This window comes from Massilia sp. W12, assembly GCF_037300705.1.
Classification (GTDB): Bacteria; Pseudomonadota; Gammaproteobacteria; order Burkholderiales; family Burkholderiaceae_D; genus JACPVY01.
The window spans coordinates 3337949-3352271 of sequence record NZ_CP147776.1; the positions used below are offsets into that span (position 1 = coordinate 3337949).

12 protein-coding genes are annotated in these 14323 nt (G+C 58.4%); 2 read left to right on the forward strand and 10 right to left on the reverse strand.

What is annotated here, in order from left to right; genetic code table 11:
* Positions 1 to 11: 11 nt before the first annotated feature.
* On the reverse strand, positions 12 to 2210 hold the full coding sequence (locus tag V8J88_RS13310) for a hypothetical protein (RefSeq protein ID WP_338844616.1): 2199 nt from the start codon (positions 2208 to 2210) through the stop codon (positions 12 to 14).
* 1161 nt (positions 2211 to 3371) lie between these two features.
* Here V8J88_RS13310 and V8J88_RS13315 point away from each other — a divergent pair.
* A complete protein-coding gene (locus V8J88_RS13315; protein ID WP_338844617.1) occupies positions 3372 to 3692 on the forward strand; it encodes a hypothetical protein in 321 nt (106 codons plus the stop codon).
* A gap of 340 nt (positions 3693 to 4032) precedes the next feature.
* Here V8J88_RS13315 and V8J88_RS13320 read toward each other — a convergent pair whose 3' ends face one another.
* Positions 4033 to 5751, reverse strand: coding sequence for an amidohydrolase (locus V8J88_RS13320; protein WP_338844618.1), 1719 nt, complete (start codon positions 5749 to 5751; stop codon positions 4033 to 4035).
* Positions 5752 to 5840: 89 nt separating this feature from the next.
* On the opposite strand from V8J88_RS13320, the gene hutC reads away from it, so the two are divergent.
* On the forward strand, positions 5841 to 6566 hold the full coding sequence (gene hutC / locus V8J88_RS13325; RefSeq protein ID WP_338844619.1) for a histidine utilization repressor: 726 nt from the start codon (positions 5841 to 5843) through the stop codon (positions 6564 to 6566).
* Position 6567: 1 nt separating this feature from the next.
* Here the strand turns inward: hutC and V8J88_RS13330 are convergent, their stop codons facing one another.
* The 8 genes from V8J88_RS13330 to V8J88_RS13365 all read right to left on the reverse strand — a co-directional run bounded on the left by V8J88_RS13330 (position 6568) and on the right by V8J88_RS13365 (position 14185).
* Positions 6568 to 6984 carry a response regulator gene (locus V8J88_RS13330; protein WP_338844620.1) on the reverse strand — a complete coding sequence of 139 codons (417 nt, stop codon included), beginning with the start codon at positions 6982 to 6984 and terminating at the stop codon, positions 6568 to 6570.
* A 120-nt stretch (positions 6985 to 7104) separates the two neighbouring features.
* Entirely contained in the window at positions 7105 to 7473 is a 369-nt protein-coding gene (locus V8J88_RS13335; protein ID WP_338844621.1) for a response regulator, read from the reverse strand.
* A 10-nt stretch (positions 7474 to 7483) separates the two neighbouring features.
* The gene (locus V8J88_RS13340) at positions 7484 to 7882 is read right to left on the reverse strand and encodes a response regulator (RefSeq protein WP_338844622.1); all 399 of its coding nucleotides are present in this window, start codon (positions 7880 to 7882) and stop codon (positions 7484 to 7486) included.
* A gap of 133 nt (positions 7883 to 8015) precedes the next feature.
* Positions 8016 to 10337, reverse strand: a complete 2322-nt coding sequence (locus V8J88_RS13345; protein WP_338844623.1) for a M20/M25/M40 family metallo-hydrolase — start codon at positions 10335 to 10337, stop codon at positions 8016 to 8018.
* Positions 10338 to 10554: 217 nt separating this feature from the next.
* Entirely contained in the window at positions 10555 to 11307 is a 753-nt protein-coding gene (locus tag V8J88_RS13350) for a metal ABC transporter permease (RefSeq protein ID WP_338844624.1), read from the reverse strand.
* A gap of 10 nt (positions 11308 to 11317) precedes the next feature.
* A complete protein-coding gene (locus tag V8J88_RS13355) occupies positions 11318 to 12217 on the reverse strand; it encodes a zinc ABC transporter substrate-binding protein (RefSeq protein WP_338844625.1) in 900 nt (299 codons plus the stop codon).
* A gap of 18 nt (positions 12218 to 12235) precedes the next feature.
* A complete protein-coding gene (locus V8J88_RS13360; RefSeq protein WP_338844626.1) occupies positions 12236 to 13702 on the reverse strand; it encodes a hypothetical protein in 1467 nt (488 codons plus the stop codon).
* A gap of 228 nt (positions 13703 to 13930) precedes the next feature.
* Complete coding sequence (locus V8J88_RS13365; RefSeq protein ID WP_338844627.1) at positions 13931 to 14185, reverse strand: hypothetical protein; 255 nt, start codon at positions 14183 to 14185, stop codon at positions 13931 to 13933.
* Between the last annotated feature and the right edge of the window lie 138 nt (positions 14186 to 14323).

The following is a 14323-nucleotide window of genomic DNA, read 5'->3' on the forward strand; positions in this document are numbered from 1 at the left end:
CCCGCATCGCCTCATACAGCAGATGCAAGCGCCACCGGCGCCGGCGGAAAGCAAATACCCAGGCGTGCAGCGGCGTCTTGCATCCAGCGCGGTAACACCTTCTGCCGCCGCATTACACGCGCGTATTCCTCCCGCCAGCCTGGCGGGGTTTGTGGATGGGCTTGGGAATCGGCCAGGCAAAACAGCAGCAGGCGCGGCATTTGCCAATGGTCACGCTCAGAAAGACTCAAGGTCTTGGCTGCGCATAAGGCTGTATCCAATGTTGGAGTTTGCGGCATAGCCAAGGCTTGTAAGCAGGCTCGCCAGAAATCAAAACCACGTTTATCATACAATTTACCTTGTTCACCAGACTCAACCTGCACATCCGCAAACAGTGCCTCCTTCATATCCGCCCCATTGGCGCACCAATGCCAAAATACCAAGTTCAATCGAATTTGCTGATGCATCCAAAACATAAGTCTTGGTTTTTTTCTAGAATGCCTAACACATTCTTCTAATCCATATTCGCAATATGAGATGGATTTAGCATAATCACCAACTGCTGCCAAGTAAAATCCATGGATATTCAGCGCACCTCCATAAAAAGAAAAAATTTCCTCAGAATTGGAATGAAAATTTTTCCCTATAATCTCCAACCCCTCCTCTGAAAACATTATCGCATCATCTAATCGGCCTAACTGATACATGATAAGCCCTTGCGACACTAATACTGCTGCGTAATGATTTCGCTCATCTTCATTTCTAGCAACACCTAAATTTTTCCATATTTGCCTAACTTGCATGCTTTTCTGCAACGCCAAATCTATCTGTCCATTAAACACACATGTAACGCCCAACATTATTAAGCTTGATGCCCACTCCATCAAGCTTTCTCTATTTTCTTTTTTCTTGCATTTCACCTCAAATTGCTTTGCCAACAATTCAAGCGCAAACATAAAAATATCATATATAGCATCAATTCTCCTCTCAATATTAACATTCACCTTCTTTGCAATTTCAAGCGCCAGTTTGTATGAATTACCACTATCATCTTGCGCCAGAATTTGAAAAACCTGCACAAACACTTGCGAAAAAGGGCTGTCCACATCGCGGCAAACATCCAATACGGTTTGCAAGCTTTTTTGCAAACCTTGCAGCATCACATCGTGTAAGCACTCGCGCAAATCCGGTCTGTGCTTCAGCATGCGGGCGCAAACCGTAAGGGCGCTGTATTGCCAGGCAGAATTGTTTTGCCGCATCAACTCCAGCAGCAAATCTATGCCCCCATCCTGCTCCAGATAGGTGGCAAGCAAGGTTTCTGCCAATAAATCTGGCGCTAATGCAGGCAAACCTTTGGATGTTGGATAAAGCTGGCGCAATCTTTCAAATAGGCTTTTTAAATCTTTCTTCTCCTCACCCAAGGACGCCCAAATCACTTCCGCCTCTTTTGCCGTGCGCAAGCCGCCGCATAAGGTGTTTAAGCACATCAAGGTATCGCTCTGCCGCTGCCAATCCACCTCACGCCAGCCCGGCTCGATGGCATTGCGCCAATAGCGTTGCTCGTGCGCTAACAAGCTGCGCAGCAAGCTGCCGGGAGTATCGGCGCGCTCGCCGCGCAGGCAGAGCAAGGCGCTCATCTGTAAATACAGGGCGTGCTCGTAAAAAGCGGCGCTGATATCCGGGGCTTGCATGGTGGGGGCCAAACCCAGTTTGATGGCAAAAGCTTTGTGTGCGCAATACCAGGCTTGTTCGCGCTCACTCTGGCTTTGGTACAACTGCGCAACTTCATATGGGCCGGTAGTGGCGCCACCGTCGAGTATGGCGGCGCAGTCTGCATTTTTATACGGCAATTGCCGCCACCAGTCGCCGCCCTGGCGCGCTAACAGCAATAAGCGCAAGGGCACGGCGCCAGCATGCAAGCGCCAGGCAGCCACAAAGGCTAACACCACATCTTGCCGGGTTTCGGCGTAATCAATCACGGCAAAACATGCTTGTCCGCTGGCTTGCAATTTAATGGCCAGATTTTTCGCCTGGCCGGGAGAGAGATCGCCGCCGACAAAGCCGGCTTGCCAGCCCAAGGCGCGCATGCGCTTACAACACTCCAGCGCCAAGCGAGTTTTACCGCAACCGCCCTGCCCATACAAAAGCCGCACTTGCAGCGGATCAGATTGCTGCGCCCACGCCAATTGTTCTTGCAAAAAGCCCTCGCGCGCCGGGTCGAATGGAATCACCTCTTCTTCCGCGCGCAGCAAAACGCTGTCAGACAGACCGGGACGCCAGGCGGCTGGTGGCAAAAGTAAAAGTTGGGCTGGCGCGCTGGATACGGGGGCTGGCGCTGCGGGCGTGGGGGCTGGCGCGGGAACGGGGGCAGCATCTGCCGCCTGCGGCGCTTGCGCCGCTGAACGCATCAAATTTCCCCAGGCCAAGGGTGTTAAAAACGTTTCAGCGCAAGCGCGCCAAGTATAGTTTTCCTTCAACTTACTGCGCAGTCGGGCGGCGTGGTCTTTCCACTTCTTGGCATCTTTCGCCACACAAATAATCGCTTCAGCCAGACTGTTTAAATCCTCAGGAATAAAGTAAGGGTGCTCGCAAGCACTGCCACGCACGTCAATGGCTTGATACTGATTGCTGTATTCCTCTTTCAAAAAACGGTGCAAGCCGGATTTATTGCTGATGATGATGGGCACGCCTGCGGCGATAGCCTCCCACCCCACCAGACCAAAGCCTTCATGCCAGGACGGCATCATGGCCAGACTGGATTGCTTTAATTCCTTATCCCAGATCGCTTCCCTTTCATGCGTAAATGGCAGCGCCTGCAGGGAAAAGGCCCGGTTGGCGTATAGCTCGGCAAAGCGGCGCAACTCGGCTTCAGCTTCCTCCGCATAAGCCCCTTGCGGTCCTTCAAAATTCACACCACGCAAACGCAAGCGCGGCTCTTCACAGCCCTGCAAACAATCCGGCAGGCGTTTGGGGTCTGCATCAGCCTGACGGATTGCATCGCCAAATGCGGCCACGCCCAATTCCGCCTGCTTGATTTTTTCGCCCAAGCGCCCGCTCAAAAAAGCCGTGAACGTTTTTGGTGGATTGCTGCGCGGCTCAATATCCGCCATGCCGGGTATAAGTTGAAATGCATGTTCACAGCCAAAGCCATCCAGGGCATTGAATAATGTCGGCCCCACGCCATAACAAATGTCAGCTTGCGCAAACAATTCGCGCTGCATTTCGACTTTTTCTTCTGCCTTGGCGCTGTTTTCCGCAAAATCCTCATACGCGCTGTAGCTCATATGATGAATTAAAGCCACGCGCCCGCCGCCAAATTCCTTACGCGCCGCCAGCGCGATGCCGCCGCTGATCCTGTCGTGCCCCAACCACACAATGTTTTGCGGCTGCAGATGTGGCCATTCCTGGCGCAAAATTTGGCAGGCTTTGAGGTAGTCGTTGTCGCCAAATGCGCCTTCCTGCGCATCCAGCCCGCGCAAATACACCACATGCGACAAGGCTTGCTTTTGCTGCGCAGCATCGGTCTGCGGCACGATGCAAATCACCTGCATAAAACCATCGCAGGCGCTGCCCATGGCGCGCAGAAAATCATAATTGAAGCTGTTGATGCCGCCATATTGCGGCCCCCAGCCGGTGGCGAATACGATCAGGGCGTGACTGACTTGGCTGGGCGGGGAACAGGTGGTCATACCGGGCGGCGTGAGTTGATCTGACTGTCAGCATAAATTTGCCGGTGCGGCTTTGTCAAATCCGTGCATGGCGGCGCATGGCTTTTTGTGGGAGACGCGCCAGCCCCGAATGGCGCCGGCCATTTGCCACATGTTTTTGTGGGAGGGGCTTTTGCCCCGAATGGCGCCGGCCATTTGCCAAGACCTGATTCGCGACTGAAGTCGCTCCCACAAGCTTGGCAGCGGCTGTGGGTTTATCTTTTTTCAGGCTTGTCGCTGAGCTTCAGCCAAGCTGTGTTTTTTGTGGGAAGCGCGCCAGTCCTTTGTGTTTTCAGGCTTGCTCAGGCGGCTGGCGCCGGCCAAATAAGATAGCCGGCGACTGGCTTTATTTTTTCTGCTCCGCCGGCCAAACCCGCTGGCCGCCGACCCAGGTTTGCAAGACCTTGATCTGTTGCAGTTGCTGCGGCGGGGTTTGGAAGATGTCTTGTTCCAATACGATGAAGTCGGCCCATTTGCCCGGCTCCAGGCTGCCGGCTTCTTTTTCCTGGTGGGCGGCGTAGGCCGCATTCAGGGTGAAGCAGGCCAGCGCTTCTTTGAGCGAAAGCGCAGCCTCGGGGTACCAGCCGCCGCGCGGCTGGCCTTTATCGTCGCTGCGGGTGATGGCGGCTTGCAAGCCGGCCAGGGGGTGCGGCGCTTCGACCGGAAAATCCGAGCCGCAGGCCAGATGTGCGCCGGCGGCCTGCAGGCGGCGCCAGGCATACGCGCCTTCAATGCGCGCCGGGCCGACTCTGGCTTCGGCCATATTCATGTCCGACACCGCATGCACCGGCTGGATTGAGGCCAGCACGCCCAATTCGGCAAAACGCGGAATGTCTTGCAGCGCAATCACTTGCGCATGCTCAATGCGCGGGCGCAGTGCGCGCCACTGCGGTTGCTGACGCAGCAGGGCGGCGAAGGCGTCCAGCGCCTGGCGGTTGGCGGCGTCGCCAATCGCATGCACATTCACCTGATAGCCGCGCGCCATGGCCTTGGCGATTTGCGCGCGCAAGGCGCTGTCGGCGCTGAATAATAAGCCGCTGGCTTGCGGCGCATCGGCATACGGGGCCAGCAATGCCGCCCCCCGGCTGCCCAACGCGCCATCGGCAAACAGTTTGACGGCGGCCAGCGAATAATATGGCGTGCGCCAGGGTTGCGCATCGCGCTGCAATAAGGCGTCAAAACGCGCATCCACGCCGCGCCACATGCCATAGACGCGCAAACTCAGGCGTCCTTGGGCGGCGTATTCGCGCAACAGCTTGTCTTGCGCCGGGCCGATGCCGGCGTCATGCATGCCGGTCATGCCGAGTTGCGCCAGCATGGGCAGGGCGGCATCCAGCGCTGCGCGCAAGCCGGCTTCATTTTCTGTTGGCAAAACCGGCTTGATCAAGTCCATGGCGCGGTCGATCAAGATCCCGCTTGGCTCGCCATTCGCCAGTTTTTCTATGCGTCCGCCTTGCGGGTCGGGGGTGTCGCGGGTAATGCCGGCCAGGGCCAGGGCGCGCCGGTTGACCCAGGCCGCATGGCCGTCCACCCGCACCAGAAAAGCCGGCTGGGCGCAGGCCGCTTGCAATTCGTCGGCGTCGGGGAAGCGTCCCAGTTTCCAATTCGCCTGATTCCAGCCGCCACCCAGCAACCATGGGGTGGGCAGCTTGGCGCAGGTGTGGCGAATGCGCGCCAGCGCGCTGTGCAGATCTGGGGTGTCGCGCAAGGAGAGTTCGCCGGCTTGTTCGCCCAGCGCAAACAAATGGCCGTGCGCATCAATCAGGCCGGGCAATACGGTGCGTCCCTGCAGATCGAGTTTTTCATATGCGCGGGTGCCCAGGGCGGCGCGCACCTGGGCGCTGGCGCCGGTGGCCAGAATCCGGCCCTGTTCATCAATTGCGATGGCCTCAAATTGGCGCAATTGCTGGCGCGCGCCATCTTGCACAATCGTGTAACCATTCGCGTTTTCCAGCAGGCGCGCCGGGGCTGCGCCGGCGGCATGGCAAAGCAGGCTGGCGGGCAGAATCAGCGCCGCCAGCGCACGCCGCGCCGGTATGGCGGCGGCAAAAAAAGAAGCAAACATGCTCACTCCACAGAAAAGGGCAGCCAGGGTTGGCAATGCTACAATCCGCATCAGGCCGGCTTGGGCTGGCGTAAGCGGAGGGTTGAGGTTTGGACGAAGTGGCGCAAAGTGTACCTGCTTTTCAGCGGATTAAAGAATTTCTGCTGCATGAAATCCAACAGGGCCGCTGGCAGGCTGGCGATTTGATTCCCTCGGAAACTGCGCTGACGCGCCAGTTTGGCGTGGCGCGCATGACGGTCAACCGCGCCGTGCGTGAACTGACGAATGAACAGGTGCTGGTGCGCAAGCAGGGTTTGGGCACCTATGTGGCGCAACCGAAATATCAGGCCACGCTGCTGGAGATCAAGAGTATTGCGGATGAGATACGCATGCGCGGCCATGCGCACAGCAGCGCCCTGCTCTGTCTGGATGCCTGCGAAGCCAGTTTGAAGTTGGCGCGCGAATTTGCGCTGGGCAGTGGCGCGCCGCTGTTTCATTCACGCATTGTGCATATGGAAAACGGCTTGCCGATTCAAGTTGAGGAACGCTGGGTGAATCCGGCTTTGGCGCCGGATTATTTGCAGCAGGATTTCAGCCACAGCACGCCGAATGAATATTTAATGCGGGTCGCGCCGCTGCAGGCGGCGCATTACAGAATTGAAGCCATGATGCCGCCGGCGGAGGTGGCGCAATGGCTGCAGATGCCGGCCAGCGAACCTTGCCTGGTGTTGCACCGGCAAACCCTGGCTTTGGGACAGGTGGCTTCCATCGCCACCATGTGGCATCCGGCTTCACGCTACCAGTTCGCCGGCAGCGTCGGGCCGGGAATATCCTGATCTATTCAATGTCTTTTAACATGTCCTGCAATTGCGCGAGCGAGACCGGCTTTTCCACCGGGCCAAGCACGCGCAATTGGTGAAAGCGGCCCATCAGTTTGGCCGAGTGCAATACATGCGCCTGTTGGCCTGAAATCAGCAGCACCACGCCGTCATAATGCATATCCGCCAAGCCCTGCATGACTTGAAAGCCATCAAGTGAGCCGGGCATATGCAAATCGCACAGAATCAAACCCGGTTGCGGGCGCATGGTGTGCAGCAGATTTAATACTTCACGCCCGCCGTGACAGGTTTGCGGCTCGGTAAAGCCGGCCTCTTTTAACAAATCGACAAAATATTCTCTGAAGAATGCATCGTCATCCACCACCAGAGCACGGGTCTGCCGCAGCGATGTTTGGTCTTTCTCTTGCAAATCCATATACATTCCAGTCAAAACAAAGGTGGCTGCACGGCGCATGCACAGCCACAAACCGCTTGCTTATTTTCAACCCGCCCCCTTGCATGCCCTGTGATGCAGGCGGCTTGCGTATTTTTACTTTCATTCATCAGCAGCGCTTACGCGCCGGCTCAATACTTCTTCAACTTTTTGCTGCAGTTTTTGCGCCGGAAAAGGTTTGTGCAGACAGACATCGACCAAATTTTCAGCCAAGCGCAAATATTCCTGATTAGATGAGATGGCGATGATGCGCAGCCCCTGCTTTTGACGCGCCAGGAAGATGCCCTCGATTCCCTCATGTCCCGGCATAATCAAATCGGTCACCAAAACCTGCGCCTGCTGCGCCTGTAACACATTCAAGATGCCACGGCTGTTGGCTGCCACATGCACCTGATGTCCGGCCAGCCGCAAGGCGCTTGCATACAATTCGCACAAATCACTGTCATCTTCCAACAAGACCACGCTCGCCATGCGCCATCTCCTAACTGGTGGCGAGGGAATGCAACAAAGCCACCCTGTCGATCGGTTTTTCATATGCGCCCAACACCGTCAAGCCGTGCGCGCGCGCCAGTTTCTCCGCCGCCCGCATCACGCCTGCGCCCACGCCGGAATGCAATACCACGTTTCCAGCATAGCCAAGCCGCGCCAGCTTGTCCAAAAATTCAATCCCATCCATATCCGGCATGCGCAAATCACACACCAGCAAGGCTCGCGGCCAGCGCAAGATGTCGCACAAGGCGTCTTTGGCGTTACTGAAACAATGCACATGTTGCGCGCCCAGATCGCGCATCATTTCTTCCATCACTGACAACATGAAGCTGTCATCATCCAGCAGCACCACATGTTCAATCCGTTCGCGCATCACCTGTTCGCTCTCCATACCACCTCCACTGACGCAGCCAGCTGTTGACCTTGAGTCTATTGTACGAGTGGACTGTAAGCGCCCTCACCTGTCAGGTTCGACAGTGGCGTCCGGTAAAATTTCTGCAACAAAAGATTGCCATGCGGCAAGCTCAAAATTCCTTCGCCACATAGACCTGCCGGCTGAAGGCATCGGAAAACGGGCGCGGCATGATGTCCGGTTGCAAGGGGGCCTGGGCTGAGGGGTCCAGATCAAAGCTGCGCTCCAGCACGCCGCAGTGCAGGCGCAAGCCGCTTTCCAGCTCAAATTGCAGATGCAAACCCTGTTCGCCAAAGCCATGTGCGAGCCAGATCCAGGGGCCATCTTCAAATTTATCCATGCGCCGCCCTTCCACATGCACCGCCAGTAAGCGCCCTTTACATTGCAATTTCAATTGCGCATCTGCGCGTGCGGGACGGATCTTGAGTTCTATCGCGCGCACCGCGCCGCGCCTTTGCAAGATGCGGTCGGACAGGACTTCAATTTGCGGCGGGGCCAGGCGGCCAGGGGCGGGATGCAGCCACAGCAAGCTGCGCTCATCGCCCAATACCGGCAAGGGACGCAGGCGCGCCTGCTGCGGGAAGAAAAAGCGGGTGTAATGATCGGGTTGCGGATCGCGTGAAAACCACCAGCTTTCTTCGTTTTCGGCGTCATACAACCAGGCCAGATGGCTGGGACGCGGATAGTGCGGGCTGTATTGCGGCGTCAGCAGACCGGCGGCGCCGCAGGCCAGGAACAGGGCGGCGCTGAGCGCTGCGGTGAGCGGCCAGGGTTTGCCGGAGACTGGCGGGCGGATTGCCGCCAGCCAGGGGGCAAACAATGCCAGCAATAAAGCCAGCAGCAAGGCGCAGACCCAGGCCATGGCGGGGGTCAGGGCTTGCGCCACCAGCCGCCATAAGGGCGCATGCAGGCATAGCGCCAGAATCAGCAAGCCGCTCCACAGGCAAGCCGCCGGGGCCGGGCGGCGCCAGTACGCCATGCTTTGCAAGAGTCCGCCCAGCAAGGCTAGCGCCAGCGGCCCCAACAGGAGATAACTCATGCCCGGGGCCCGCCATAAACTGAGTCCGAGTAAGAACAGCCACAGCAGCGCTGCGCCAAGCCGCCATTCGTGCAAGGAAAACAGGCGCAAGCAGCCTTGCAGCATGGCGGCGCAGACTGTCAGCGCGGCCAATTGCATGGCCAGCAGATGCCAGAGTTGCTGCGGCATGCCGCCATGTGCGGAAATGCGGTAGTCGCCATCCATCCACAACTGCAAGCGCCATAGCAGCCAGGCGCTGCCGGCCGCCAGTCCCAGCCATACAAGCTGCACGGGCAAGCTGGCCAGGGTTTTCCACAATCGCAGATGTTGCTCCCGGCGTGCGCTGCGCACCTGCCACAGCAACAGCCCGGCGCACACGAAAAAGGGCAGCCAGGATGGCGGGTAGTACGCCATGCCCCAGACCGGCAGATGAAAATACACCAGCTCGCCGCCATGGCTTTGCTGCTTTTCCTGCTGACCGAAGGCGCGCACTGCCGCCAGCATGCTTTGCCCGAGTTGTTGCAAGGTGGCGGGATCAATGTTTTGCAGCGTATCGGTGCGGCTGTGGTAGCGCGTGTGGTCTTCGATGGCGGCAAAGTTCAGGCCGGCCACGCCCTGGTTCTTGAATACGGAAAAATCGGTGTAATTCGGCATCAGCCGATAGACTTCATAAAACAGGGAATTGGCCTGGATTTGCGGCAGGGCTTGCGCCAGGGTGCGGATCTGCGGCGCGCTGCCGGACTGGGTTTCAAACATCAACAGCGGGCCGCCGGCGCCGCGCATTTCAAAATTCAACACCAGGCCCACCGCATCGCGCGCCGGATGTTCTGAGGCGAATAATTGGGCGCCCAGCATGCCCGCCTCTTCGCCATCGGAAAACAGTACGATCAGGTCGTGTAACAGCGGCGGCTCCTGGCGCAGCTGGCGCAAGGTTTCCAAAACCGCCGCCACCGCCATGCCATTATCCGCCGCGCCGGGGGCATGCGGGGCCGTGTCGTAATGCGCCATCAGCAGCACGGCTTTGCCGCCGGGACGGCTGCCGGGAATCCGGCTGATGATGTTTTTCACGCGCCCGCTGCTCCAGGCCGAATGGCCCACGCCTTCTTGCACCTCTACCGCCATGCCCAGGTCTTGCAGAGATTTGATCAGATATTCGCGCACCCGGCCATGTTCTGCGCTGCCGATTGGATGCGGCGCGCGCGCAATCTGTTCCAGACTGGCTTGGGCGCGTTGCACATCAAACACGCCTGGCCCGGGCGGGGTCGGATCGAAGTGTGGGGTCAGCGCCGCCAGCAAGGCGGCGCAACATATGGCCGTCAGGCTGAGCAAGATCATGGCCAGCGGCCAGGAGACAACACTGTCTGCGTCCCCGGGGACGGTATCTGCGGATGATGGCGTGGGTTTGAATTCAGACATGGCAGGCGCGCAATAGTGTGAGCACATTGTGCGCGATGGCGTGCAGCGATGCAAGCCGCGCAGACGTGAGAATCAGGCGATCCGGACTTGCGGCGCGACATGCGCAAGGCTCATCCCGGCCCGGGTCTGCGCAATTATGGTTGATGCAGCAGCGCTGTTGCGCGCTGCCGGCAAGAGCCTGTGTCAGGTTGCGGCGCGCGGCGTTGTGTTAGCGCGCTCAGGCTGCGCCCTCGCCTTTGCGCGGGCCAAGGCCATACACCAGCATCGCCACCACGGTCAAACACCAGACCACCAGGGCGCCGGAAGGCAGATCGAATTGCACGGAGAGCAAAAGGCCGAGCAGATAACCGAGCGCGCCGGTGAGATAGGCCAGCGGCAAACGCAGCCCCTCGCGATAGTGGCGCACCGCCAGACTCGGCACGATCAGGCTGGTAAACACCAGATACACGCCAACCAGCTGCACCGAAGCGGTGACGGCCAGGGCGAACAAGAGGTAAAAGCCGAGCGTGCCCAATTTTTCACGCCAGCATTTCAGCAGCAGCACGATGATGGCGCTGCCGATCGCCGGCAAAATCAATTGCGAGGGACGCACCCATAAAATCTGGCCGGCTAATAAATCTTGAATATGTTCGCCGCCATGCGGGTTTTTGGAGACCAGCAACAAGCCGGCGGTGGCGGCCAGAATAAACATGACGCCGATCTGCGCTTCCTGCACGTCTGGCCAGCGTTTTTCGGTCCAGGTCAGCAAAAAAGCGCCGCCGATGGCCGCGCTGGCGGCGGCGGCTTGCACCATATAGCCTTGCAAATCGAGCAAGCCGGCGATGATCACGCCCAGTGCGGCGATTTGTGCAATCGCCAGATCAATAAAGACAATGCCACGGCGCAAGACCTGGGCGCCGAGCGGGACATGTGTGCACAATACCAATAAACCGGCCAACAAAGCCCACCCGATAATTCCCAAGTCCTGCATCCATCACCCCTTATTTGGCGGCGTCCAATAAACGCTGCACCGTCACATCAAAAAATGCAAACAAGTCTTTCGCCTTGTCTTCACCGCCCACGGTGAATGGCAGCACCACCGGCTTGATCGCGCTGCGTTCGGCTAACCATTGTGAGGCGCGGCCATCCTGATACACCGCGCGCAACACCATTTTAACCGGCTGCTTTTGCAATTGCTGTTGCAAACCGGCCAAATGCGCTGCCGAAGGCTCCACGCCCGGTTTGGGTTCGAGCGTGGCGACCGATTTCATGCCCAGCCAGTGCAAGAGGTAGCTCATGTTTTTATGATGCTCCACCACCGCCACGCCTTTCAAGGGGGCGGCCTGCTGCTCCCATTTTTGCATGGATTGTTGCCAGCGCGCGCTGAAATCTTTATAGCGGCTCTGGTAATACGCAGCGTTGGCGGGATCCACTTCGGCTAAGCGTTGCGCCAAGGCTTGGGCGATTTTGGCGATATTGCGCGGGTCCTGCTGGATATGCGGATTGCCGGCGCCGTGCACGTCGCCATCAGCGCGGTCTAAGCGCGCCGGCACATCCAGCGCGGTGACATAGGCGCCGGCCAGGAAGTGTCCCGGCGCACCGGGGTTGAGCTTGGCGTTGCCGGCCTGCTGCAGCAGAACCGGCAGCCAGCCGACTTCCAGATCCATGCCGGTGCACACCAGCAAATCAGCGGAGCGGGTGCGTGCGATCAGGCTGGGACGGGCTTCGATTTTGTGCGGGTCTTGCTGCGCGCTGGTGGCGGAGCTGACCTTGACTTTATCGCCGCCCAGCTCGCCAGCCAGCGCCGCCCATTCCGGCTCACAGGCCAGCACAGAAAGTGCGGCTTGCGCCGGCAACGCCGCCGCGAGCAGCGGCGCCAGCAAAAATTTACTGATTTGCATCTATTTCTCCAGACATGCTCAGTATGCATGGGCCTGGTGGGCGCCCAGACTCATATTGTATTGCAGGTAAATCTGTTTATCGGTGCGGCCGCTGCTGGCTTGCTCATGGCCGTATTGCAGACGCAGGCGCGAGAATTCAGACGGCAGATAATCCAGCGCCAGGGTGGTCTTGCGCGGTTTGAAATCGGACAGCAGCGGCATTTGCTGCGCCGTCAAGCCGCCTGCGGTGAGCAAACCATTATTCTGGCTGCCGGTGAGCTGTTCGTGACGCAGGCCGACTTGCCATTGCGGGGCAAATTTATACACGCCCTGCACATACCAGCCGTTATGACGGCTGCTGTAATCTGACATCACCACCGTGGCCGGGTCATTGCTCCAGGACAGCTGGCCGTCATACCAGCGGCGCAGATATTCGCCGGAAATCTTCACGCTCTGACCATTCGCCGCCCATTTCCACACGCCATCCAGCACCAGGGTGCGGCTGCGCCCGGAATAGGTTTGCGCCACTTCCGCGCCGGTATCGTCGCTGTCTGTGAATTCCAGATTCGCGGTTTTGTCGCGCATCCAGGCCGCGCCAATGCGCCAGCTGGCGTTCGGGCCGAAGTCGTCGCCCAGTTTGACGAATACTGCGCTGTCGGCAAAACCGTTTTTATCGCGCGGCGTGCCGGGGAAGCTGCCGCCATTGCCCAGCTCCAGGCCGAATTCGAGATAACGTTCAGTCGGGGCCAGCCATTTCAGCTGCACGCCTTCACGCTTATATTGACCGCCGAACAGGGCGCGATACGCCAGCGGGGCGTCGATAAAATCCCAGGCGTGGGCGTGCTGGCTGTTGGCGTAACCCACTCCGGAGAACATGCGGCCGGCGCGGATTTTCAGACCATTGCCCAGGCTGCGCGTATCGATAAAGGCTTCTTCCACTTCAGCATGGCCCTCTTCACCCAGGGCAAAGGTGAGCTGGCCGGAGAAATTCGGATCAACGTTGGCAAACAGGGTGATTTCAGATTCGCCCAGCGAAAAACCGCGCTTGGCCGGGCCGACTTCGCCGCCGCTCGGCAGCACGCCCTGGATTTTGTATTCTTCAGGATGTTGCGATTGATTGGCCATGGTGGCCGAGAGATTCAAAGCGAGCGCCGGATTGAATTCGTTCATATTGCCGGCGGCTTTCTTCGCCTTGGCAGTCGGGGCTGCGGCGGCAGATGCGGCAGGCGCGGCGCTGGCGCTCTTGTCTTGCAATTGCTGCTGTAATTGGGCATTTTGCGCTTGCGCCTGGTTCAGCTTTTGCTCCATGGCGGCCATCCGCGCTTCATACGCGGCGCGCATTTCTTTGAGTTCGTTACGGATTTGTTCCAGCGCTTTATCATCGGCAGCCTGCGCTTGCTGAGAGCACAATCCGGCGGCCAGCATCGCGGCTAACAGGGTGTTGCGGGCGAAATTTGTATTCGACAGGGGCGCAGCCTTGGCGCGCACGACATTGGATTGCAACATTCTTCTTTTCCTTACTCACATGTATTAACGAAGACGCCGCCCGCTTGACGCGGCAGCCGTCCAAAAAAACGGTTCACCCGTATCCCTCTTCCGATCAGGCAAGGCCAGATCAAAAGCCGGCGCACGTTGCGTGCAATCCATGTCCTGATAAACACAGACCACAGGCGAACCGGGAAAGCAGACTGCTGTCTGCCAGAGAGACCACACTACAAAAAACGGGAAAACGGATTACTTGGGCGGGGCGCGCGCCTGATAGGGCGCGGCGGCGTGTGCGACGCGCGCGCAGAGCGGGCCGACATGCGTGAGGAAATCTGGAGAGGAAAGCGCAGGCGCGGCGGCAAATCCAAGCGGTAAAAGATCGCTGCATTGGGCCACCGAGGCGCACAGTTCGCAATGCGATTCAAGCAAGCTGTGCTTGCCTTCGCGCGCTGTTTCACTGGCTTCAGGTGCGTTGAGCTGGATGTGCGTCAATGCATGAGACAAGGCCAGCTGCTGCGATAAGAGCAGCATCAGCGCGAGTACTACATGCAAAATTGAGGAACGTGTTTTCACAACGGCCTGTCGCACAAAAAATGGGAAAAAGGTATAGCGTCAGAAAAAACGCACAACCGCCAAAAGGAT

Coding starts and splice junctions, on each gene's coding strand:
- V8J88_RS13315 (WP_338844617.1), top strand. CDS start 3,372: ATGTGGCCATTCCTGGCGCAAAATTTGGCAGGCTTTGAGGTAGTCGTT.
- V8J88_RS13320 (WP_338844618.1), bottom strand. CDS start 5,751: ATGTTTGCTTCTTTTTTTGCCGCCGCCATACCGGCGCGGCGTGCGCTG.
- V8J88_RS13330 (WP_338844620.1), bottom strand. CDS start 6,984: ATGGATTTGCAAGAGAAAGACCAAACATCGCTGCGGCAGACCCGTGCT.
- V8J88_RS13335 (WP_338844621.1), bottom strand. CDS start 7,473: ATGGCGAGCGTGGTCTTGTTGGAAGATGACAGTGATTTGTGCGAATTG.
- V8J88_RS13340 (WP_338844622.1), bottom strand. CDS start 7,882: ATGGAGAGCGAACAGGTGATGCGCGAACGGATTGAACATGTGGTGCTG.
- V8J88_RS13345 (WP_338844623.1), bottom strand. CDS start 10,337: ATGTCTGAATTCAAACCCACGCCATCATCCGCAGATACCGTCCCCGGG.
- V8J88_RS13350 (WP_338844624.1), bottom strand. CDS start 11,307: ATGCAGGACTTGGGAATTATCGGGTGGGCTTTGTTGGCCGGTTTATTG.
- V8J88_RS13355 (WP_338844625.1), bottom strand. CDS start 12,217: ATGCAAATCAGTAAATTTTTGCTGGCGCCGCTGCTCGCGGCGGCGTTG.
- V8J88_RS13360 (WP_338844626.1), bottom strand. CDS start 13,702: ATGTTGCAATCCAATGTCGTGCGCGCCAAGGCTGCGCCCCTGTCGAAT.